Annotated in this window: 21 protein-coding genes and 1 pseudogene; 8 read left to right on the plus strand and 14 right to left on the minus strand. The window is 70.5% G+C overall.

Features of this window, described 5'->3' with window-relative positions; all coding sequences use genetic code 11:
- Positions 1-138 precede the first annotated feature (138 nt).
- Together ACFYP5_RS25175 and ACFYP5_RS25180 are read right to left on the minus strand one after the other, a co-directional pair.
- Positions 139-2,397 (minus strand): SpoIIE family protein phosphatase, encoded by a 2,259-nt coding sequence (locus ACFYP5_RS25175; RefSeq protein ID WP_389040037.1) that lies wholly within the window; start codon positions 2,395-2,397, stop codon positions 139-141.
- A 286-nt stretch (positions 2,398-2,683) separates the two neighbouring features.
- The gene (locus tag ACFYP5_RS25180; protein ID WP_389040040.1) at positions 2,684-3,463 is read right to left on the minus strand and encodes a VOC family protein; all 780 of its coding nucleotides are present in this window, start codon (positions 3,461-3,463) and stop codon (positions 2,684-2,686) included.
- 390 nt (positions 3,464-3,853) lie between these two features.
- Here ACFYP5_RS25180 and ACFYP5_RS25185 point away from each other — a divergent pair, with 390 nt between their 5' ends.
- From ACFYP5_RS25185 to ACFYP5_RS25205, 5 genes and pseudogenes are all read left to right on the plus strand, one after another.
- The gene (locus ACFYP5_RS25185; RefSeq protein ID WP_389040043.1) at positions 3,854-5,404 is read left to right on the plus strand and encodes an esterase; all 1,551 of its coding nucleotides are present in this window, start codon (positions 3,854-3,856) and stop codon (positions 5,402-5,404) included.
- Between the two features lie 157 nt (positions 5,405-5,561).
- Positions 5,562-5,945 carry an ArsR/SmtB family transcription factor gene (locus ACFYP5_RS25190; protein WP_389040046.1) on the plus strand — a complete coding sequence of 128 codons (384 nt, stop codon included), beginning with the start codon at positions 5,562-5,564 and terminating at the stop codon, positions 5,943-5,945.
- 96 nt (positions 5,946-6,041) lie between these two features.
- On the plus strand, positions 6,042-6,713 hold the full coding sequence (locus ACFYP5_RS25195) for a DUF6445 family protein (RefSeq protein WP_389040049.1): 672 nt from the start codon (positions 6,042-6,044) through the stop codon (positions 6,711-6,713).
- 48 nt (positions 6,714-6,761) lie between these two features.
- Positions 6,762-7,379 (plus strand): RraA family protein, encoded by a 618-nt coding sequence (locus ACFYP5_RS25200; protein WP_389040052.1) that lies wholly within the window; start codon positions 6,762-6,764, stop codon positions 7,377-7,379.
- A 186-nt stretch (positions 7,380-7,565) separates the two neighbouring features.
- Positions 7,566-8,350: pseudogene (locus ACFYP5_RS25205) on the plus strand (SAM-dependent methyltransferase).
- Between the two features lie 149 nt (positions 8,351-8,499).
- Here ACFYP5_RS25205 and ACFYP5_RS25210 read toward each other — a convergent pair.
- The 3 genes from ACFYP5_RS25210 to ACFYP5_RS25220 form a co-directional block, all read right to left on the minus strand.
- The gene (locus ACFYP5_RS25210; RefSeq protein WP_389040054.1) at positions 8,500-9,579 is read right to left on the minus strand and encodes a sensor histidine kinase; all 1,080 of its coding nucleotides are present in this window, start codon (positions 9,577-9,579) and stop codon (positions 8,500-8,502) included.
- Positions 9,572-10,255, minus strand: a complete 684-nt coding sequence (locus ACFYP5_RS25215; RefSeq protein WP_389040057.1) for a response regulator transcription factor — start codon at positions 10,253-10,255, stop codon at positions 9,572-9,574. The genes ACFYP5_RS25210 and ACFYP5_RS25215 overlap by 8 nt, the downstream gene beginning before the upstream one ends.
- Before the next feature lie 68 nt (positions 10,256-10,323).
- Positions 10,324-11,034 carry a VanZ family protein gene (locus ACFYP5_RS25220; RefSeq protein ID WP_389040061.1) on the minus strand — a complete coding sequence of 237 codons (711 nt, stop codon included), beginning with the start codon at positions 11,032-11,034 and terminating at the stop codon, positions 10,324-10,326.
- A 50-nt stretch (positions 11,035-11,084) separates the two neighbouring features.
- Here ACFYP5_RS25220 and ACFYP5_RS25225 point away from each other — a divergent pair, with 50 nt between their 5' ends.
- Positions 11,085-11,288 carry a hypothetical protein gene (locus ACFYP5_RS25225; protein ID WP_389040064.1) on the plus strand — a complete coding sequence of 68 codons (204 nt, stop codon included), beginning with the start codon at positions 11,085-11,087 and terminating at the stop codon, positions 11,286-11,288.
- Here the strand turns inward: ACFYP5_RS25225 and paaE are convergent.
- The 9 genes from paaE to paaN form a co-directional block, all read right to left on the minus strand.
- Positions 11,240-12,355 carry a 1,2-phenylacetyl-CoA epoxidase subunit PaaE gene (gene paaE / locus ACFYP5_RS25230; protein ID WP_389040066.1) on the minus strand — a complete coding sequence of 372 codons (1,116 nt, stop codon included), beginning with the start codon at positions 12,353-12,355 and terminating at the stop codon, positions 11,240-11,242. The two genes, ACFYP5_RS25225 and paaE, sit on opposite strands and share 49 nt — an antisense overlap.
- Complete coding sequence (gene paaD, locus ACFYP5_RS25235) at positions 12,355-12,870, minus strand: 1,2-phenylacetyl-CoA epoxidase subunit PaaD (protein ID WP_389040070.1); 516 nt, start codon at positions 12,868-12,870, stop codon at positions 12,355-12,357. Before paaD ends, paaE begins: the two co-directional genes overlap by 1 nt.
- Entirely contained in the window at positions 12,864-13,694 is an 831-nt protein-coding gene (gene paaC, locus ACFYP5_RS25240) for a 1,2-phenylacetyl-CoA epoxidase subunit PaaC (RefSeq protein ID WP_389040073.1), read from the minus strand. The genes paaD and paaC overlap by 7 nt, the downstream gene beginning before the upstream one ends.
- Before the next feature lie 9 nt (positions 13,695-13,703).
- On the minus strand, positions 13,704-13,997 hold the full coding sequence (gene paaB, locus ACFYP5_RS25245; RefSeq protein WP_030927360.1) for a 1,2-phenylacetyl-CoA epoxidase subunit PaaB: 294 nt from the start codon (positions 13,995-13,997) through the stop codon (positions 13,704-13,706).
- Complete coding sequence (paaA, locus tag ACFYP5_RS25250; protein ID WP_389040077.1) at positions 13,994-14,983, minus strand: 1,2-phenylacetyl-CoA epoxidase subunit PaaA; 990 nt, start codon at positions 14,981-14,983, stop codon at positions 13,994-13,996. The genes paaB and paaA overlap by 4 nt, the downstream gene beginning before the upstream one ends.
- A gap of 176 nt (positions 14,984-15,159) precedes the next feature.
- On the minus strand, positions 15,160-16,023 hold the full coding sequence (locus ACFYP5_RS25255; RefSeq protein ID WP_389040080.1) for a 3-hydroxyacyl-CoA dehydrogenase family protein: 864 nt from the start codon (positions 16,021-16,023) through the stop codon (positions 15,160-15,162).
- On the minus strand, positions 16,020-16,763 hold the full coding sequence (locus ACFYP5_RS25260) for an enoyl-CoA hydratase/isomerase family protein (protein ID WP_389040083.1): 744 nt from the start codon (positions 16,761-16,763) through the stop codon (positions 16,020-16,022). The genes ACFYP5_RS25255 and ACFYP5_RS25260 overlap by 4 nt, the downstream gene beginning before the upstream one ends.
- A gap of 5 nt (positions 16,764-16,768) precedes the next feature.
- Positions 16,769-17,992 (minus strand): thiolase family protein, encoded by a 1,224-nt coding sequence (locus tag ACFYP5_RS25265; RefSeq protein ID WP_389040086.1) that lies wholly within the window; start codon positions 17,990-17,992, stop codon positions 16,769-16,771.
- Entirely contained in the window at positions 17,992-19,701 is a 1,710-nt protein-coding gene (gene paaN / locus ACFYP5_RS25270; RefSeq protein ID WP_389040088.1) for a phenylacetic acid degradation protein PaaN, read from the minus strand. The genes ACFYP5_RS25265 and paaN overlap by 1 nt, the downstream gene beginning before the upstream one ends.
- Positions 19,702-19,797: 96 nt before the next feature.
- Between paaN and paaI the strand changes: the two genes are divergently transcribed.
- Both paaI and paaK read left to right on the plus strand, forming a co-directional pair.
- On the plus strand, positions 19,798-20,229 hold the full coding sequence (gene paaI, locus ACFYP5_RS25275) for a hydroxyphenylacetyl-CoA thioesterase PaaI (protein WP_389040090.1): 432 nt from the start codon (positions 19,798-19,800) through the stop codon (positions 20,227-20,229).
- Positions 20,226-21,572 (plus strand): phenylacetate--CoA ligase PaaK, encoded by a 1,347-nt coding sequence (paaK, locus tag ACFYP5_RS25280; protein WP_389040093.1) that lies wholly within the window; start codon positions 20,226-20,228, stop codon positions 21,570-21,572. Before paaI ends, paaK begins: the two co-directional genes overlap by 4 nt.
- Positions 21,573-21,574 lie beyond the last annotated feature (2 nt).

The following is a 21,574-nucleotide window of genomic DNA, read 5'->3' on the forward strand; positions in this document are numbered from 1 at the left end:
GCCGGCATCGGCGGACCGCGCACCGACAGCTCGGTCAACACCACTGGTCACAGGGGGATCTGACCGACATTCACCCGTCCGCCGAGAAAGGGGCGGGCGCTCGGCATCTCCTGCCCGCGAGATGGCGCATCATTACCGTCATTCAGCCGGAATCGCAATATCGAACCAGGTCGTTTTTCCGCGCCCCGCCGGCGAGCTGCCCCAATCGCCGGCCAGCGCGTCGACAATCAGCAGGCCGCGCCCGGACTCCGCTTCCTGGTTGTTCTCCTCGTCCGCGACGATCGCGGTGGGCACGGGTGGATGCGGGTCACTGTCACGGACCTCGACCCGGATCCGGTCCGGGTATTCCCGCAACCGCAACTCCACCTCGCTGTCGGCGTGGATCAGGGCGTTGGTGACGACCTCGGACGTCAGCAGTTCCAAGGTGTCCAGCATCGGCAGCATGTCCCATCGGTGCAGCAGGTCCCGCAGGAATTCCCGCACCTGTGCGACCCCCTGCAGATGGTGACGCTGCACCGACATCCGTGCCACCCGCCGGTGCCCCCGGGACTGCGCCCCCTCGTACCGCACCAGCAGCAGGGCCGCGTCGTCGGCGAGGACCCGCCACCCGCGGCGGTCCTGGACGAGACGGTCGGCCAGCACCTCCAGGTTGTCGCCGCAGTGATCGGCCAGCACACGGCCCAGTCTCGCCATCGCCGCTTCCGATCCGAGCAGCCGCCCGTCCAGCAGACCGTCGGTGAAGAGTGCCATCACCGACCCCGCCGCCACCTGTACCTCGCTCTGCTCGTACCGGGCCTGCGCATCGACGCCCAACGGCAGCCCCACGGGCAGCGATTCGGTGACGCCGTTTCCGTCCGCGTCGACGATGAGCGGGCTCGGGTGGCCGGCGGTCGCCGTGGTGGCGGTCCCGCTCGCCAGGTCGAGCCACACACAGCAGCACGTGGCATACAGGTCGGTGCCCAGCCCGCAGAGCAGGCGATTACTCCGTTCCAGCACGATGGCCGGATCGTGCCCCTCGGCGGCGTACGCCCTGACGCCACTGCGCAGTTGACCCATCACCGCCACCGCCTCCAGGCTGTGGCCCTCCACATCACCGATGACCAGGCCGATTGCGCCGCCGGGCAGTGAAACGATGTCGTACCAGTCGCCTCCCACGTCCGCCCGGTCGGTCGCCGGGAGATAGCGGGCCGTGGCGACCGCCTCGGTCATGTGCGGGAGGCTGCGCGGCAGCAGGCTGCGCTGCAGGGTCTGGGTGAGCGCGTGCTCGATCTCGTAGGAGCGGGCCCGTTCCAGGGACTGGCCCACATGCTCCAGCATGATCGTCAGTACGGCGAGCTGCTCGGGGGCGAACGGAAGTGCGGGTTCCGGGAACTCCAGGACACAGCAGCCCGTGGCCCGCCCCTTGGACACCAGAGGGAGGTAGGCGCGGGCCTGGACCTCCGGATCGGGATCGACGTCGGGATAGGCCTGCCGCAGCGCCTCGGCCGACGGGAAGGACAGGATCTCGATCGCGCGCAGCGTGTCCGTCTCCGGCGTGTGGCGGGACAGCAGAGTGCCTTCGACCCGCTGGACCGACTCGCGCGAGAACCCTGCCGCCCCGACCACATGGAGCCGCCCCTGCTCGGCGAGGCACAGCATCACCGCCCGGCCGCCGAAGGGCCGGACCACCTGGGTGTCCGCGGCGGCGAGGACGTCCCGGATGTGCACCGCGGCCGTGAGTTCGGCGGCGAGCCTCTGCAACTGGTAGAGAAACGTGCTGCCGGTCGGCTTGGGAAGGACCGGCGCGTCCGGTCGGCGGGGGCCGGCTTCCGCAGCCGCTCCCGCGACCAGGGCGGCCCGGGCACGCGACACCTCGGCGATGAACAGCGGCACATACGGTGCCTTCATCCACGCGCCCCGCTCCGCGAGGTCCGTCAGCTCGACAGCGAGGTCGTCCGCGACGGCCTGAAGGAAATCCAGCGAATCGGTGGCCACCGGGCGCGGCGGCACCCAGCGCACACTCAGCGCGCCGAACCGGTACCGGAAGGTCCGCACCGGCGCGGAGGCGACCATCATCGGGTACGGGTTGTGGATGAAGAGGGCCGGAGACCGACGGGTCAGCTCCTGGAGATCGGTGTTCTCGAACAGCACCAGCTTCCCGGCCTGGTGCGCCCTCGCCGTGGAGAAGTTGGGGTCGTCCGCCGCCATGCCCGACGGAACGGTGAAGCTCAGGGTGGTGTCGACCATCATCGCTGCGGCGAGCGCCCGGTCGTCCTCGGTCAGCAGATAGGCCGTGCACGTGCTGCAGTCGAGGCCGCGGTGCAGCCGCCGCAGCGCAGCGGCGATGGCGCGGTCGCGGCACATCAACTGCGGCCCGGTCGGCCCCTTGGGGTCTGCCGCGGAGGATGGGGAGTCCATGAGATCCGCCCCGGGGCATCGACGACAGGTGGGGGTGCGGCTACCCCCGCTGCTCGGCGATATGCGCCGTAGCCATTTCAGTATGGGCGCAAAACGCCAGGTATGCGCCCGCGCGCCGCCATCCGGGTACCCGCATGGCGACCATGACCGGATGCACTCCGGACAGTGGCGTCATGCGCCCCGCCGGAATACCGCTGTCCACGCACGGTCACGGACAGGCCAGGGCTCTGCTCCGCCCGTCGGACCGATGGGCGGAGCAGTGTCCCAGAGGTGTGCGGCTTCCTCGTCAGGCCGACCGGGGTGCGGGCTTGAGAACGGCGAAGGGCGCGCCGAACGGGTCGGTGAGCCAGGCGATCCGGCCGACGTCCGGCACGTCGTCCGCGGGCATCAGCACCGATCCGCCGTTCTCCTGCGTCCTGGCGACGATGTCGTCGGCGTCCGCTGCGGCGAAGTACGGCACCCAGCGCGGCTCCATGCCCTCCTGGGCATGGGTGAGACCACCGAAGCTCGCGTCCTGCTGATCGCCGTCCGCGGTGGAGAGCACGGTGTACGTCATGCCGGGGGCTTCCATCTCCTGGCTCCGCCAGCCGAACAGCGACCGGTAGAAGGTCAGTGCGGCGGAAGTGTCGCCGACGTGCAGCTCGACCCAGCACAGCGTGTCGGGCTCCGAGGTCTTCTCCAGGCCCTTGACACCGGCGGGCTGCCAGATCGAGAAGTCGGCACCGCCCGGGTCGGTGAAACAGGCCATCCGTCCGGCGTCCATGACATCGAACGGCTCGATACGTACGGTCCCGCCGCCCTGCTCCACGGCTTTGGCCGTCGCGTCGGCGTCGGGAGTCTGGAAGTACACCGTCCAGGCCGGACTCGCGCCCTCCTCCGTGAGCGGGCCGACAGCGGCAACGGTCTTGCCGTCCTTCTGGAAGAAGCCGTAGCCGCCCGCCTCGGGCCCTGCCGAATCGAAGCTCCAGCCGAACACGGCGCCGTAGAAGTCCGCGGCGGCCGCGGTGTCGGTGCTGCCGAGGTCCAGCCAGCTGGGTGCGCCGGTCACGAAATGGGTGCTGAGCATGGGGGTGTCCTCCTTCGACGGATCGACGCGTGACCGGCCCCGTGGGACCGCGCTCACGCTGCCGTATCGACCGGACCGAGTCCCGCACGGGTCGCCCCGGAGATGGTCATGGCCATCTGACACCCAAAGCCCGGACGACACAGGAATGACGCTCCGTAGTCCTCCGGATCCTGAGGTACGCCCGAACGATCTCGATCCGTCATGAAAAGCACGCAAGGACCACAACGACACCGAAGCGATCTTCTTCGAAAAACCTGACACACACCGCGTACAACCCTTGTGCCCCATGCGCTGTCATACACGGCACCGGACATGGAACGGGCCCTCTCCGGTCACCCCCGCGCCCCCGAGCAAGCCCGGCCCTTCGTGAACCGAACCAAGGAGCCGCTCATGCGCAAGTACCGATCGGCCGCCGTCGCGGCGGCATCGTTTCTCCTCGTCACGGGCGCGGCCATCGCCTCGGCCCCGTCCGCCTACGCCGGTACCCCCGGCGGCACCCACGCCGACGACCGCAACACCGACTTCAACGGCGACGGCTACGACGACGTGCTCGTCGGCTCTCCCGGTGCGGCGGTCGGCGGGCACAAGGGCGCGGGCATGGTCACCGTGCAGTACGGCGGGCCCAAGGGCATGGGCACGACCAATGTCAGAGCCTTCAGCCAGAACTCCTCCGGGGTGGCCGGAGCAGCCGAGGCCGGCGACAACTTCGGCAAGGCCGTGGCCACCGGCGACCTCGACGGCGACGGGTACGACGACGCGGTCATCGGTATCCCCGGCGAGGACATCGGCGCCGTCTCCGACGCGGGCGGCGTGGTCGTCCTGTGGGGCACGCCCAAGGGCCTCACCGGGTCGGTGAGCAACTGGCTGCAGGCCGACGATCTCACCAAGGGCGGCAAATTCGGCGCCTCGCTGGCCGCGGCCCGCTTTTCGGACACCACACCCGGCGACCTGCTGGCGGTCATGGACTCGGTCGGACTGACCACCTACCAGTTCGAGCCGGCCACCGAACCCGGCGCGAAAAGCGTCGTCCCGCAGTCGCGGCAGCCGCACCGGAAGGCGCGTACGACACTCACCTCGCCGCCGAGGACCGCGCTCGCCAGGTCGGGTGCCGACGAACCGCAGGGCATCCAGCCCAAGGCGATGACCACCGGCGACTACGACAACAACGGCTACGCCGACCTGATCGTCTCCGGCACCAGCGTGGGCGCCGAACCGGGCCACGGTTGGTCGTACATTCTCCCCGGCACCGCCTCCGACGACGACCCGCTGCCGGTCACCGCGGTTAGGGGCGGCCCCGTCGTCGCCTCCGGCGACATCGACGGCGACGGCTACGACGACCTGGTCACCGGTGAGCCGCACAGTCCGGACGACGGCGGCGAGAGCATGACCGGCGGCATGGTCGGCGTCTACTACGGCAGCGAGGCCGGACTCGCAGGCCAGGAGGGCCCGGGCACCCCGCCGGTCTGGTGGACCCAGGACTCGCCGGGCGTACCGGGCACGAACGAGCGGGGCGACGGCTTCGGCACCGACCTCTCCGTCGGCGACACGAACAAGGACGGATTCGCGGATCTGGCGATCGGCGTCTCCGGCGAGGACATCGGCACCGTCCCGGACGCGGGCGCCTTCATCGTCCTGCGCGGTTCGGCCCGGGGCCTGACGGCCACCGGCGTGCTGTCGGCGAACCAGGGGACCGCCAACGTCCCGGGCGCCGTCGAGAAGGGCGACAAGTTCGGCGGCCAGGTCTCCCTCACCGACCCCAACGACGACGGCCGGTTCGGCCTGCTCGTCTCGGCGCCGAACGAGAACACGAACGACGGCTTCGTCTGGGTCTTCTCCGCGGGGACCGGCGGCATCACCACCTCCGGTTCCTGGAGCTACGGCGCGGGCGACTTCGGCGGCCCGACGACGGACGCCTTGTACGGGGCGGCGATCGACGACTGACACGCGTACCGGACACCCGTCCACCATGCGTCACCGGTGCCCTGGACAGCAGTCTCCGGGGCACCGGGTCTTCCCGCGCTCTCACCGCTGCCGAAACCTCACCACACATGAACACTTGTCCATTCATTCATGGGTTCAGCTCCGTAGCATGGTGACCATGGGCAACAGGGCGAACACCCCCGACAGCAGTGCCGCGGCGCCGCACACCCGTCTGACCCCGCAGAACGCCCCGCAGGTCGCCGCCATGCTCCAGGCGCTGTCCACGCCCTCCCGCCTCCTGATCCTGGACCGGCTGCGCGAAGGCCCGTGCGCGGCGACCGAGCTCGCGACCACTGTCGGCATGGAGCAGTCCGCCTGCTCGCACCAGCTTCGCCTGCTGCGCAATCTCGGCCTGGTCACCGGCACCCGCCGTGGCCGCTCCGTGGTGTACACACTCCACGACGACCACGTCGCCGCGCTCCTCGACCAGGCCCTGTACCACGCGGAACACCTCCGCCTCGGCCTCGCCGACGCCCCGACAAAGGCTGCGCCGACACTTTGACGAGGCGTCGGACATGACCCGCTTGGGCAGCCCTTGACGCAAGGTTGACCGCTCGGGTGGAGATGCGAGGGGCCCCGGGCCACTACGGTCCCTCCCATGTCTCTGAGACCTCCTCCCCTCCCGGTCCTCCCGTACCGCAAGCCGACACGCGGCCGGGACTACTGGGTGCTGGACGACGTGTTGCCGGATCCGGACGCCACCCGGGAGCGCTGCCTGTCCAGGGAGGACTGGACGGAGGGCTACCCGCACAAACCCGAGAGCTGGCCGGGACTGCGCGCCATGCCGGGGCTCGAGCCCGGTGAACTGGCACAGGTGGAGCGGCTGGTGAGAAAAGCGACCGGCGCCCGCCAACTCTGGGCCGAACGCCCTTCGGGCGGCGGCACGTTCAACCACAACTGTGTCCAGGTCGTCGGCGAAGGCGAATGTGAGCCCCGCCCGCACACCGACTCGCGGACACTCTGCCGTTACGCCGCGGTGCTCTACCTCAATCCCGGCGTACCCAAGGACTGCGGAACCAGTTTCTACCGCCAGAGCCTGCCCGGTGGAGTGCTGGGCGGCAACCAGGTGACCGCGCCGCACAACAACCTCGTCGACGCGCTGGGCACCCGCTTCGTGTCACCGGACTCCTTCGTCGAGGACGTACGGGTCCCGCACCGCGCCAACCGGCTGCTGCTCTACTCCGCCAATATGATTCACAGCGCCACCGGTTACTCGGGTCACACTCTGGACGAGAAGCGGATGACGGCCGTCTTCTTCTGGAAGGCCTGACCCGACGGCCCACGGCGGGACGGGCACCGTAGCGAACGAAGGATGAACATGAGCGACGTCACCGGGTTCGAGGACATCTCACCGACCACCCTCGCCGACGTCCTGGGACGCGAGCAGGTCATGAACATCGGCATTCGCCCTCTGTGGCCCTCGATACCGCGCATTGCCGGCCCGGCGTTCACCGTGCGGTGCCCTCCGGGGGACAACCTCATGCTTCACGCGGCCATCCATCGCGCGGAGCCCGGCTCGGTCATCGTCGTCGAAGCGGGTGACGTGGACTACGCACTCGCCGGAGGAAATGTCTGTGCCGTCGCCCAGCGCCGAGGGGTCGCCGGATTCGTGCTCGACGGGGTGATCCGTGACCTCACCGAGATTCGCGAGATGGGCTTTCCCGTCTTTGCCAGGGGGATCATCCCCATCCCGGGAACGAAGTCGGCCGTGGTGCCACTGGGTGGCCAGGTGCGGTGCGGCGGCGTGGACGTGCACGCCGGGGACATCGTGGTGGCCGACGAAGAGGGCATCGTGGTCACTCCCCGCGCCCGCCGGGAGCAGGTACTCCTCGATGCCCGGGCGAAGTTGGCCAAGGAGGCCGGCGAATCCCTCGACGCATGGGAGAAAGCGCATCGCGCCCGCATCGACAAGATCCTTGCCGAGAACGGCGCGTAGCAGCCCACCTGGCACAAAAGGCCTTGGGCCGGACCCGGCTCTGCTTCCTGCCGCCGCTGCGGACCCACGAGCGCGCAGTTACCGGCCATTTCGTCGACCGGTTGTCAACGTGCGTGGATCGGCCCTGAGTTGCGGTGACAGACTGCGCCGACGTAGCGGTTCGACCCATCGGTGACGGAGCACGACATGACGACAGGGATGTCCCACACCCCGATCGACACCGGCAGGCCCCACTCCGCCCGGGTCTACGACCGGCTCCTCGGTGGGAAGGACAACTACCCCGTCGATCAAGCGGTGGCGGAGCAACTGCCGGCGGAGGCGAAGATCGGGGCGCATCAGAACCGTGCGTTCATGAGCCGCGCGACGGCCTGGCTGGCCGGTGAAGGCATCGGGCAGTTCCTGGACATCGGTACGGGCATCCCGACCGCACCGAACCTGCATCAGACGGCCCAGGAGATCGACCCGGCCGCCCGGGTCGTCTACTGCGACAACGACCCCATCGTCCTGCGTCACGCGGAGGCGCTGCTGATCAGCAAGCCGGAGGGGGCGACCGACTACGTTCCGGCGGACGTGCGCGAGCCCAAGGGGATCGTGGAGGCCGCGCGCCGGACTCTGGACTTCGACCGGCCGGTCGCCGTGTCGCTCCTCGGTCTGCTGCACTTCCTGCCGGACGAGGAGGATCCGTACGCCATCGTCCGGACCCTGGTGAGCGCACTGGTTCCGGCAGCTACGTGGTGCTGTCCCAGGGAGCATCCGATGTGAACCCGGAGCGGGGCGAACAGGGCGCCGCCGAGTACGGCAAGGGCGGCATCCGGCTCGCGCTGCGCACCCGCGACGAGTTCGCCCGCTTCCTGTACGGCCTGGACATCGTCGAACCGGGTCTGGTGACGGCACCCGAATGGTTCCGGGGCACCCCCGCGCCCCGGCCCGAACCCAGCGGACTCCATGTCGCCGTCGCCCGGGTCCCGTAGACCCTCGGGCGACCGCGCCCCGGCCACGTCGGGCCCTTGTGCGGAGCACTGACGCAGGCTTCGCCGTCTGTCCGGCCCGGTCGCGCGGCCGCGCCCTGGAGGGCCGCAGCAACCAACAGGGGGCGACGGCCCGCGACGGACGGCGTCCCCTACGGCGTGCCGGGAAGCCGGACGGTGACGAGGAGACCCCCGGCGGGGCGGGGGACGAGGCCGAGGGTCCCGTCGTGGGCGCGGACGATGCTGTGCACGATGGCCAGGCCGAGGCCGACGCCGGCGTGCTCGTCGGTGCGTACGCGTTCCGTCCCGCGCCGGAAGGGTTCGGTGAGGGTCGGCACCAGTTCCGGCGGGAGCCGACGGCCCGTGTTCTCGACCCGCAGCACGCTCGTGTCGCCGTGCGCCTCGGTGTGGGCCGTCACGGTGCCGCCGGCGGGGAGGTTGTGGACGATGGCATTCTGGACGAGGTTCGTCACCATCTGCAGCAGGAGCTCCGCGGAGCCGCTGGTCCGGGCCGCGCCGCCGGTGACGTCGATCGTGATCCGGCGCTGTTCGGCCAGGGGAAGCAGCGTCTCGGCGACTTCTTCGGCGATGAGGGAGAGGTCGACGCTCTCGCGGGGGAAGTTCCCGCGGGCGCTGCGACTGAGCAGCAGGAGGGCCTCGGTGAGGTCGATCGCCCGCGTATTGACGGCGTGCAGGCGTTCGATGAGTTCGCCCCGGTCCCGCGTGGGGTCCTTGCGGGCGACGTCGAGGAGCGTCCGCGAGATCGCCAGCGGAGTGCGCAGTTCGTGGGAGGCGTTCGCGGCGAACCTCTGCTGCTCGGCGACGTGGGACTCGACTTGTTCGAGCATCGAGTCGAATGCGTCGGAGAGTTCACGGAATTCGTCCTGGCGGCCCTTCATGCGGATCCGGTGGAACAGCGACCCGCTCCCGGCCATCCGTGCCGCATCCGTGATCTGTGTGAGTGGTGCGAGCATCCGGCCGGCGAGGATCCATCCCCCCAGGAGGCCGAACACGAGCAGGCCGACCATCGCCACGGCCGCGGCGGGGGCGAAGGTACGCACGAGGAGATAGCGGTTGGGCGAGATCCCGAGAAGGCCCTTGGGGTTGTCGGGTACGTAGCGCAGCAGGAACACCCACACCACGGCCAGCAGTAGGGCGCCGGCGACGAAGAGGAACCCGGCATAGCTGAGGGTGAGTTTCAGTCGGACGCTGAGCCCTGGGCGTCTATGCATGCGTACTGCCGGGGCGGGTGGTGTCGATGCGGTAGCCGACACCCGGCACCGTGGCGATGATCCATGGTTCTCCGAGCCGCTTGCGCAATGCGGAGACGGTGATGCGCACGGCGTTGGTGAGGGGGTCGGTGTTCTCGTCCCAGGCCCGTTCCAGCAGCTCCTCGGCGCTGATGACACCGCCCTCGGCGGCGACGAGGACTTCCAGCACGGCGAACTGTTTGCGGGTGAGCGCGACGTAGCGTCCGTCGCGGAAGACCTCCCGGCGGAAGGGGTCCAGCCGCAGGCCCGCGACCTCGCGGACCGGCGGCCGGGCGTACGCGCGTCTGCGGTCGAGCGCCCTCAGCCGCAGGACGAGCTCCCGCAGCTCGAATGGTTTGGTGAGGTAGTCGTCGGCGCCGAGCTCGAACCCGGAAGCCTTGTCGTCGATCCGGTCGGCAGCGGTGAGCATGAGGATCGGGATGCCGCTGCCGGAGGCGACGATGCGCCGGGCGACCTCGTCGCCGGAGGGACCGGGGATGTCGCGGTCGAGGACCGCGAGGTCGTAGGAGTTGACACTGAGCAGTTCCAGGGCGGAGTCGCCGTCGCCGGCGATGTCGGCGGCGATCGCCTCCAGCCGCAGACCGTCACGGACGGCTTCGGCCAGGTAGGGCTCGTCCTCCACGATCAATACGCGCATGTCCGAAGCCTAAGCAGCACACCGTATCGCCGACGTATGCAGAGACGTGTGCACACCGGACACGCGGGTCAGCCGGCCGTCGCCGGCACGGGGCGAGGCCGCTCCGACGGCGCTTCCGCCGTGGTGCGCCACCAGCGGCGCGACGCCAGCCCGGCCAGCACGGCGCCGGCGGCGTTGACCAGTACGTCGTCGACGGAGGACACCCGGTCCAGCCGCAGCACGTACTGTGCGGTCTCGACCAGGACCGAGCAGCCCGCACCGAGCGCCAGGATCCGCGTCACGGACGCCGTCGCCGCGAACCGCATCGGGGCGAAGAACCCCAGCGCCGCGAAGACCAGCAGATTGCCGACGATCCCGAGCGGCCCCATCGTGACCAGGTCCCTCAGGGGTACCAGGCTCACCCGCTCGGGGACGATGCCCGCCCCGGCGCCCGGCATCATGGTCAGCCACAGGAACGGCACCGTCCCGTGGACCATGCCCACCTCGGCCAGTGACTTGCGCCATGCCCACGCCGATGTGACGCCGGCGGCACGCCGAACACGTGCCAGAACCCACACCACCAGCCCGGCCGGCGGCAGCGCGACCAACGTCATGAGCACCACACCGTTGAACGTGTCGTAGCAGCCGTGCCACCGCCCGGCCATGCACCTCGGGGCCGACATCATGAGCGGGCCCCGCAGGACGAACGCGGCGCTCGCCAGGCCGAGGATCGCCAGGCCGAGGAGCACGATCCCGCGCGTGCGGCGGGGTGGTGCTGACAGGGGTGCGTCGTGGTTCATACCCCCATTGGAGACGGAGGGCCGTTGCGGTGGCGTATGCGATTTTCGATATGCCCGCGATACACGGAACCCCCTGCATCCAGGAACTGGCGCAAACCGGCAGTGAACTGGTCCCGTCGCTGGAGGTGCTGGACGACTCGTCCGTGGACATCGCACTGCCGAGCGTCCAGGACGATCTCGCCGCCACGCCCGTACTGTCCGCTCCTCAGCTGTCGAAGTCGATGGCCAGGGCGTCGGAGACCGGGAACGTCTGACAGGTCAGCACATACCCCGCGTCCACCTCCGCCGGTTCGAGCGCGTAGTTGCGGCGCATGTCCGCCTCACCACAGGTGACCAGGGCACGGCAGGTGCCGCAGACACCTCCCTTGCAGGCGAACGGCAGGTCGGGCCGGACCCGCGAGGCCGAGTCGAGGAGGGTTTCCTCCCGCGAGAGCGGAGAGGTGGTGGAGCGGCCGTCCAGGACGACGGTGACCTCGCTGACCGGCCCGTCGGGCCCCCGCTCCTCCCGGCGTACCGGCGCCACCGGCTCCTCACCTGCGAAGAAAAGTTCCTGGTGGACCCGGTCGTCGGGCACACCCAGACCGGCCAGGACCTGCTGGGCGTCGCGGACCATGCCGTGCGGGCCGCACAGCCACCAGTGGTCGGCCTCGGACACGTCGACCAGCCCGTCGACGAGGGCCGCCAGCCGCTCGGCGTCGAGCCGTCCGGTCAGCAGCTCCGCCTCACGGGGCTCGCGGGACAGCACGTGCGCGAGCTGGAAACGGCCCGGGTAGAGGTCCTTCAGGTCGGCCAGCTCGTCGGCGAACATCACCGAGTCGGTACGGCGGTTGCCGTAGAACAGGGTGACGCGTGACCGGTCGTCGGCGACGAGTACCGACTCCGCGATGGACAGCATCGGGGTGACGCCGGAACCGGCCGCGACCAGGACATGGTGGCCGGGGGTGGACAGGTCCGGGGTGAAGACGCCGGTCGGGGCCATCACCTCGATGACGTCGCCGGGTCGGACCTCGTCCACCAGCCAGGAGGAGAAGAGCCCGCCGGGCACCACACGCACCCCGATCCGGGGCCGGGCGCCGACCGGGGAGCAGATGGAGTACGAGCGTCGCTCGTCGCGCCCGTCCACCTGGCGGCGCAGGGTGAGCGACTGGCCGGGCGCGAAGGCGAACTCTTCCGCCAGCTCGGTGGGGATGTCGAAACTCACCGCGACGGCGTCCGCGCACAACCGCTGCACGGTCGCCACCCTCAGGGAGTGGAAGGCCGGGCGGCGACGCGAGCGCCGCCCGGGAGCGGGGGCCTCGGCAGGGGCCAACAGGTCTGCCATCAGATCTCCTTGACGTACTCGAACGGCTCACGGCAGGCGCGGCAGCGCCACAGCGCCTTGCAGGAAGTGGCACCGAACCGGGAGCTCTCCTCGGTGTCCGCCGAGCCGCAGCACGGACACACCACCTGGCGCCGTGTCGGCGACAGCATGAGCGGCACCGGACCGGCCTCACGACGGGGTGCGGGGCCGGGCGGGGCGATGCCGTGCTCGGCGAGTTTGCGCCGCCCCTCGGGGGTGATCCAGTCGGTGGTCCACGGCGGGTCGAGCACCGTGCGGACCTCCACACGCGCGAAGCCGGCGTTCCGCAGCCTGGCGGCCACCCCGGCAAGCATCTCGGCCATCGCGGGACAGCCGGAGTAGGTCGGGGTGAGGCTCGCGACGACCGTACCGTCGTCGCCGACCTCGACCTCGCGCAGTACCCCGAGGTCAGCCAGGGTGAGCATGGGCAGTTCAGGGTCCGGCACCTGCTCGGCGATGTGCCGGGCGCGCCGCGCATGCCCGAGGACGGTCACCATGTCGCGTCCGGGTGGGCGCGCGCCACGGACTGCAGCTCCGCCAGCAGCGGGGCGAGGTGGTCCGTGTGCCGGCCCAGGCGTCCCGGTCCCTCGTCGACCGGGGTCGTCTCCGGCAGGGCGAGACCCGCCGCCTCGGCGACCTGCCGGAGAACGGCGAGGACCTCGTCCCGGGCGTCGTGGGCGTCGAACAGCTCGCCCAGGTACGCGGTCACCTGCTGGAGTCCGGCCCGCATACGGCGGTGCGACTCCTCCGTGCCGTCACCGAGCCGGATCACCCACTCGGCCGCGTACTGGCGGTGGTACGTCAGCTCCCTGACGCCTTTGGCAGCGATCGCCGCGAGCACCGGGTCCGGCGAGGCGGTGAGCCCTTCGAAGTGGGCAAGCCGCCAACTGGACAGCACCAGCAGTCGCGCCATGCTGAACGCGAAGTCGCCGCGCGGCAGTTCGGCCAGGGTCACGTTGCGGAAGTCGTCAGGGTCGCGGAAGCAGGCGTAGGCGTCCTCACCGCGTTCCGTGCCGTCGGCCTGGCCGGCGCGCGAGTAGAGCAGGCGGGCCTGCCCGAGAAGGTCCAGGCCTATGTTGGCGAGAGCCACCTCCTCCTCCAGCTCGGGGGCCTGGGTGGTCCACTCCGCCAGTCGCTGGGCGCTCACCAGCGCGTCGTCACCGAGGGCCACGCACAGCGCGGCGAGCTCTGCCGCGTCGACGCCGTCCGGGACGGTGGTGTCCACGCCGTGCAGGGGGTCCTCGAAGCCGGTGCCGTAGGCCCAGCGGGTGTCGTCCTCATGTTCCTCGGCGAGGGTCATGTAGACGTGGTCGTCGCTCATGCCCTGCTCCTAGATGTGGGGGACGTCGTCGGGGATGTCGTAGAAGGTCGGGTGGCGGTAGACCTTGTCCGCGCTGGGCGCGAAGAACGGGTCCTTCTCGTCGCGGGTGGAGGCCGCTATGTCATCGCTGCGCACCGCCCATATCGACACGCCCTCGTTGCGCCGGGTGTACAGGTCCCTGGCGTGGGTGAGCGCCATCCGGTCGTCGGCCGCGTGCAGCGAGCCGACGTGGACGTGATTCAGCCCGCGCTTGCCGCGCACGAACACCTCGTACAGCGGCCAGTCCCGCTTCTCGCCGGTCATGCCGCCACTCCTTTCTCCGCGCGGGCCGCCTGCTTGGCCGCGTACGCGGCAGCCGCTTCCCGCACCCAGGTACCTTCGTCATGCGCGGCGCGCCGCCGCTGGATCCGCTCGGCATTGCACGGCCCGTCGCCCTTGATGACCCGCATCAGCTCCTCCCAGTCGGGGGTGCCGAAGTCGTGGTGGCCGCGCTCGGCGTTCCAGCGCAGCTCCGGGTCGGGCAGGGTGACGCCGAGCTTCTCCGCCTGCGGGACGGTCATGTCGACGAACCGCTGGCGCAGTTCGTCGTTGCTGTGCCGCTTGATCTTCCACGCCATCGACTGCGCGGAGTTGGGCGAGTTGTCGTCCGGCGGGCCGAACATCATCAGGGACGGCCACCACCAGCGGTTCACCGCGTCCTGCACCATGTCCCGCTGTGCTTCGGTGCCGCGCATCATCGTCAACAGCAGCTCGTAGCCCTGCCGCTGGTGGAAGGACTCCTCCTTGCAGATCCGCACCATCGCCCGCGCGTACGGCCCGTAGGAACTACGGCACAGCGGCACCTGGTTGCAGATCGCCGCGCCGTCCACGAACCAGCCGACCACCCCGACGTCGGCGAACGACAGGGTCGGATAGTTGAAGATCGACGAGTACTTCTGCCGGCCCTCGATCAGTCGCTCGGTCAGATCCGCCCGGTCGACGCCCAGCGTCTCCGCCGCCGAGTACAGGTACAGGCCATGGCCTGCCTCGTCCTGCACCTTGGCGAACAGGATCGCCTTGCGCCGCAAGGACGGCGCCCGCGTGATCCACTCCCCCTCCGGCTGCATGCCGATGATCTCCGAGTGGGCGTGCTGCGCCACCTGGCGGATCAGCGTCCTGCGGTAGCCCTCGGGCATCCAGTCACGCGGCTCGACCCGCTGGTCCCGCGCGATCGTCGCGTCGAAATGTTCCTGGAGCTCCTCGCCAGAAGCACCGATCACGGCCGACGAGGCGGCCTGTTCTGCCGTCATCCGTATCAACTCTCCCTACCGACCGTTCGTTCGGTCAATGATATGACGAGCCCCCTGTGGTTCCGCAAGTGCCGGAAGCCCGTCAGTTCCCCGTGAACGAAGGGCGACACCGTCTCGGAGGGTGTAGTCGACGGTGGGTCCGTCGGCCGCGGCCGGCTCCGGTGTGGTTCCGGCGGTCACTGCCATGAGTAGAACCCCTGTCCGGTCTTGCGGCCGAGTTCGCCCTTCGCGACCTTCTCGCGCAGCAGGCGCGGCGGGGCGAACCGCTCACCGAGGGTGTCGTGCAGGTGTTCCGCGATGGCCAGGCGCACGTCCAGGCCGACCAGATCGGTCAGGCGCAGTGGTCCCATGGGGTGCTTGTAACCGAGGCGCATCGCGTCGTCGATGGCTTCGGGTTCGGCGACGCCTTCCTCGACCATGCGGATGGCTTCCAGACCCAGGGCGAGCCCGAGACGGCTGCTGGCGAAGCCGGGCGAGTCCTTGACGACGACGTCCTTCTTGCCGAGGCAGCGCGTCCACTGCAGGGCCGCCTCGACCGTGGCGGCGTCGGTGTCCGGCGCCACCACGATCTCGACCAGTTCCGAGGCGGGCACGGGATTGAAGAAGTGCATGCCCAGGAAACGGCCGGGCCGGGTGAGGGCGGCGGCCAGCTCCGTGACGGACAGTGAGCTGGTGTTGCTGGCCAGCACCGTCGTCGTGCTCACCGCCCGTTCGGCGGCGGCCAGGACGCGGGCCTTGAGCGCGGGGTCCTCGGGGACGGCCTCCACGACCAGGTCGGCGTCGGAGGGCAGCATGTCCACCGATTCCACGGTGGACACGCGGGCGAGAACCGCCTCGGCCGGTTCGGTGAGCCGGTCGCGTTCGGCGGCCCGCTCGAGTCCCGTGGCCACCCGGTCCAGGGCGGCGGCCGCGGCCGCGGCGCCGTTCTCGACCATCGTGACGGTCGACCCGGCGGTCGCGTAGGACTGGGCGATGCCGGCGCCCATGCGGCCGCCTCCGATCACCCCGACGACGGCCGGTGCGGGTGCGGTGGTGCTCATGCTCGGCTCCTCTTCTTCTCCAGGAAGCGGGTCATGCGGTCCTTCTTGTCCTCGCCCTCGAAGAGCACGGCCTGTGCCAGGTCGTCGGCTACCGGGTGGGCGCCGGGCGAGTCGACGACGAGCTTGGTCAGCCGCAGGGCCGTGGCGGAGGACCGGGCCATGCGGTCGAGCAGCGCATGCGCCTCGTCCAGGAGCTTCTCGGCCGGTACGACGTCGATGACGAGCCCGGCGGCCAGGGCCGCCTGCGCGTCGAGGTTCCGTCCGGCGAGCAGCACCTGCTTGGCGACCGACTCGCCGACCAGCTCGGGCAGCCGCCAGCAGGCCCCGGCCGCGGCGAGGATGCCGAGCCCCGGCTCGGGGTTGCCGAACACGGCATCGGGCCCGGCGATCCGCAGGTCGCAGGCATAGGCCAGCTCGGCGCCGCCGCCCAAAGCCCAGCCGTCGACCGCGGCGACGGTCGGCATGGGCAGTCGGCGTACCCGCTCGAACAGGCGGCTGTTGATGCCTTGCAGTGCCTCGTCCCGGCCGCGCTCCAGCAGTTCGGCGATGTCGGCACCGCCCGCGAACACCCGGCCGTGGCCGGTGAGCAGCAGCAGCCTCGGCCGACGCTCCAGCTCGGCGCAGACGTCGTGCAGTTCGGCGATCATCTGCCCGCTGATGGCGTTGCGGGCGTCGGGCCGGTGCAGGGTGACGACGACCCGGTCGTCGCGCTCCTCGACCAGGAGGGTTTCGTAGGTCATGGCGCTCACACCCTCTCCACCAGCATCGCGACGCCCTGGCCGACACCGACGCACAGCGTCGCCAGACCCCTGCGGGCGTCCTCCCGCTCCAGACGCCCCAGCAGGGTCAGCAGGATGCGTGCGCCGGAGCAGCCCAGGGGATGCCCCAGTGCGATGGCTCCGCCGTCGGCGTTGACCTTGTCCTCGTCGAGCTGCAGGCGCCGCATCACGGCCAGGGCCTGGGCGGCGAACGCCTCGTTCAGCTCGACGGCGTCGAGGTCCGCGGTCTGCCAGCCGGCCCGGGAGAGGGCCTTCTCCGTGGCGGGGACCGGTCCGAGACCCATGATGTGCGGCTGGACACCGGCCGAGGCGGAGGTGACGATCCGAGCCCGAGGGGTGAGCCCGTACCGGTCCACGGCCGTCGCGCTCGCCACGACGAGGGCGGCGGCGCCGTCGGACAGAGGCGAGGAGGAACCGGCGGTGACGATGCCGTCCTTGCGGAAGATGGTGCGAAGCGCGCCGAGCTTCTCCAGCGTGGTCGAGGGACGCGGGCCTTCGTCTCGCGTGACCTCACCGTCCTTCACGGGGACGGGCACGATCTCGCGGTCGAAGCGGCCGGCCTCCTGGGCGGCGACGGCCCGCTGGTGGCTGCGCAGCGCGAAGGCGTCGGACTCGGCACGGGTGATGCCGTCGAGCGCGGCCACCTCTTCGGCGGTCTCGCCCATCGTCAGGGTGTGCTTCACCGTCTCGGGTCCGGCACCCGCGGGAACGGCACGGTCGGCGTCCGTGAAGCGGGGGTTGGTGAACCGCCAGCCCAGCGAGGTGTCGTGCACCTCCCCCGGCTTGGCCCAGGGGGTCCCGGGCTTCTGCATCACCCACGGGGCGCGCGTCATGGACTCCGCGCCGCCGGCCACGACCAGGTCGGCCTCACCGGCGCGGATCGCCTGGGCGGCCGAGGCGACTGCGGTCAGGCCCGAGGCGCAGAGCCGGTTGACGGTGTAGCCGGGCACCGTGTGCGGCAGCCCGGCCAGCAGGACCGCCATGCGGGCCACGTCCCGGTTGTCCTCGCCGGCCTGGTTGGCCGCGCCGAGGATCACTTCGTCCACGGCCTCGGCCGGTATGCCGGAGCGGCGCACGGCCTCGCCGACCACGAGAGCGGCCAGGTCGTCGGGGCGTATGGAGGCCAGGGCGCCGCCGTAGCGGCCCTGCGGAGTGCGCGCTCCGTCTATCAGGTAGACGTCTTCGGGCATCAGGCGGACTCCTCGACGGTGGCAACGGGGCGCCGGGACTGCAGGACGGCGAAGCGGCCGGTGACGAACGCCGCGTCGGACAGGGTGGCGCTGGCCGCGGGGTTGGCAGCGCTGCCGTGGAAGTCGCTGAAGGCGGAGGACTGGTTGACGAAGACCTGACCGGTGAGGTTCTCGGAGAGGTGGACACCGGCGTCCAGGGCGGCTTCCTCGGCGGCGGCCAGCACCTCCTCCTCGGTGGAGTGGACGGCGGCGGTCAGCGCACCGTGCGCGCGCACCGTCTCGCGGAACAGCTCCAGGCTGTGCCGGGTGGAGTCGGTGCCGATCACGAAGGACACCGGCCCGAACCACTCCCGGGTGTAGACCTCCCGGTCGGCCTCCGAGTCCAGCCGCGCCACGAGCGGCGTCCGCACGTCCGCTTCGTCGTAGTCGGGATGCGCGACGGACGTCGACGAGCGCACCGTACGGCCGATCCCGGCGGCTTCCTCGAGCCGGTGGCGCACACCGTCGTTGACGATCGCGCCCAGCGTGCCGGCGGCACGGGCGGGGTCGCCGAGCAGCTTGTCCAGGGCGGCGGCCAGGTCGGCGGCGAACTCGTCCGCCGTCCGCGGACCCTGGTCGGTGACGATGCCCTCACGGGGGATCAGCAGGTTCTGCGGGGTGGTGCACATCTGCCCGCTGTACAGCGAGAGCGAGAAGGCGAGGTTGCCCAGCAGACCGCGGTAGTCGTCGGTGGAGTCGAGGACGACGGTGTTGAGGCCGGCCTTCTCGGTGTAGACGGCGGCCTGGCGTGCGTTGGTCTCCAGCCAGTCGCCGAACTCGGTGGAGCCGGTGAAGTCGACGATCCGCACGTCCGGGTCCACGGCGAGCGTGGCGGCGTCCCGGCCTCCGGGCGCCTCGGTGGCCAGAAGGACGAGGTCAGGGCTGAAGCCCGCCTCGGCCAGCACCTCGCGGGCGATGCGCACCGTGATCGCCAGGGGCAGCACGGCGCCGGGGTGCGGCTTGACCAGGACCGGGTTGCCGGTGACGAGCGAGGCGAACAGGCCCGGATAGCCGTTCCAGGTGGGGAAGGTGTTGCAGGCGACGAGCAGTGAGACGCCCCGGCCGACGGGGCTGAACTTCTTGTCCAGCACCAGGGCCCCGCCCTTGCGCTGCGGCTTGCTCCAGCGGGCGGCGGCCGGGTGCTTCTTCTGCGCCGCCCACGCGTAGGCGACGGCCTCGAGGCCACGGTCCTGGGCGTGCGGGCCACCCGCCTGGAAGGCCATGACGAACGCCTGCCCGGTGGTGTGCTGCACGGCATGGGCGATCTCGAAGCTCGCCGCGTTCAGCCGGGCGAGAATCTCCGCGGCGACCCCGGCGCGCGTGTCCGGGCCGGCCTTGCGCCAGGCCGCCGTGGCGTCCTTGGCGGCGGCCACGGCCGCGGCCGGTGAGAGACGGGGGTAGCTGATGCCCAGCGGGAAGCCGTACGGGGAGTGCTCCTCGGGCGCCACGCGCCCCTCCGCCGGATGTCCGGGAAGGTCGAAGGGCCTGCCGACCTGCTCCCGGAAGACCGCCTCGCCGAGCGTGGCGGCGTCCTCGCCGTAGACCGACTTGCTGGGTGACTCGGGATAGGGCGTCCAGTGCTCCCGGCTCTCCGTCGCGGCCACCGCCTGTTCCAGCAGGGCGCGATGGCGGGCGAAGAGGTCGGGCACCTCAGTGGCTGCGTGATGCATATGACTCCCTCTTGACAGGCCCTGGCGTGGCTTGAATTACTTGGCCGTGCCGCACGCTAACCGAATGTTCGGTCGGTACACAAGGTGGTATAAGTCATGACAGAGGTAACGCCCGCCCTCGCAGATCCGACGGCGCGCATGTTCGCCGCCGACCAGGCTTCGCGTCTTCTCGGCATCGAACTGCTGGAGCACGGTGAAGGGACCGCGGTGCTCCGCATGACCGTGACGGAGTCGATGGTCAACGGTCACGGGACCGCTCACGGCGGATATCTGTTCCTCTTCGCCGACAGCGCCTTCGCCTGTGCCTGCAACAGCCACGGACCGGTCACGGTCGCCTCCGGAGCAGATGTCACGTTCGTGGCACCCGCCTGTGAGGGAGACGTGCTCACCGCCACCGCCCGGGAGATCACCCGCTTCGGTCGCAGCGGCATCTACGACGTGAGCGTCCTACGCGGCGAGACGGTGATCGCGGAGTTCCGCGGCCGCAGCCGCAGTGTTCGGAGCAAGGAATCCAAGGAGCCGCAATGACCAGCGAACCGACCGCACCGGTGGACACCACGCGCCGCCACGGTGACCCCCTTCCGGCGGAGCTGCTGGACGATGCCGAGCGGATGCCGCGCGAGGAGGTGGAAGCGCTCCAGCTGCGCCGCCTCCGCCGGACACTGCGGCACGCCTATGACAACGTCGAGCTCTACCGCAAGAAATTCGACCAGGCCGGCGTGACCCCCGACGACTGCCGGGCCCTGCAGGACCTGGCCCGGTTCCCCTTCACGACCAAGGCCGACCTGCGAGAGACCTACCCCTTCGGCATGTTCGCCGTCCCCATGTCCGACGTGCGGCGCATCCATGCCTCCAGCGGCACGACCGGCCGCCCCACGGTGGTCGGCTACACCGAGAAGGACCTTTCGACCTGGGCGGACCTGATCGCCCGCTCGATACGCGCCGCCGGCGGCCGGCCCGGGCACAAGGTGCACATCTCCTACGGCTACGGCCTGTTCACCGGCGGCCTCGGCGCCCACTACGGCGCGGAACGCGCGGGATGCACCGTGATCCCCGCGTCCGGCGGCATGACCGCCCGGCAGGTCCAGATCATCCAGGACTTCCAGCCCGAGATCATCATGGTCACCCCGTCCTACATGCTCACCATGCTCGACGAGTTCGAGCGACAGGGCGTGGATCCGCGCACCACCTCCCTGAAGATCGGCATCTTCGGCGCCGAGCCGTGGACGGAGGCGATGCGCCGCGAGGTCGAGGAGCGCATGGACATCCACGCCGTCGACATCTACGGGCTGTCCGAGGTGATGGGCCCCGGTGTGGCGCAGGAGTGCGTGGAGACCAAGGACGGCCTGCACGTGTGGGAGGACCACTTCCTCCCCGAGGTCGTCGACCCGATCACGGACGACCTCCTCACCGACGGCGAGAGCGGTGAACTCGTCTTCACGTCGCTCACCAAGGAGGCGCTCCCGGTCATCCGCTACCGCACCCGGGACCTGACCTGCTTGCTGCCCGGCACCGCCCGTCCCGGCTTCCGCCGTATCGAGAAGATCACCGGCCGCTGCGACGACATGATCATCCTGCGCGGGGTGAACGTCTTCCCGAGCCAGATCGAGGAGGTGGTTCTGCGCGTACCCGGCGTCAGCCCGCACTTCCAGATCCAGCTGAGCACACGGGGACGGATGGACCACATGACCGTCCGTGTCGAGGCCAAGCGCGGCGCAGGACCGGAGCAGCGCGAGGCGGCTGTCCGCGCGATCGCCAAGGGCGTGAAGGACGGCGTCGGCGTGACTGTGGAGGTGGTGATCGTGGAGCCCGAGACCCTGGAGCGTTCCGTCGGCAAGCTCCGCCGGATCAAGGACCTGCGTGGGGCCTGACC

The sequence above is a fragment of the Streptomyces sp. NPDC005262 genome (genome assembly GCF_042872425.1).
GTDB lineage: Bacteria > Actinomycetota > Actinomycetes > Streptomycetales > Streptomycetaceae > Streptomyces.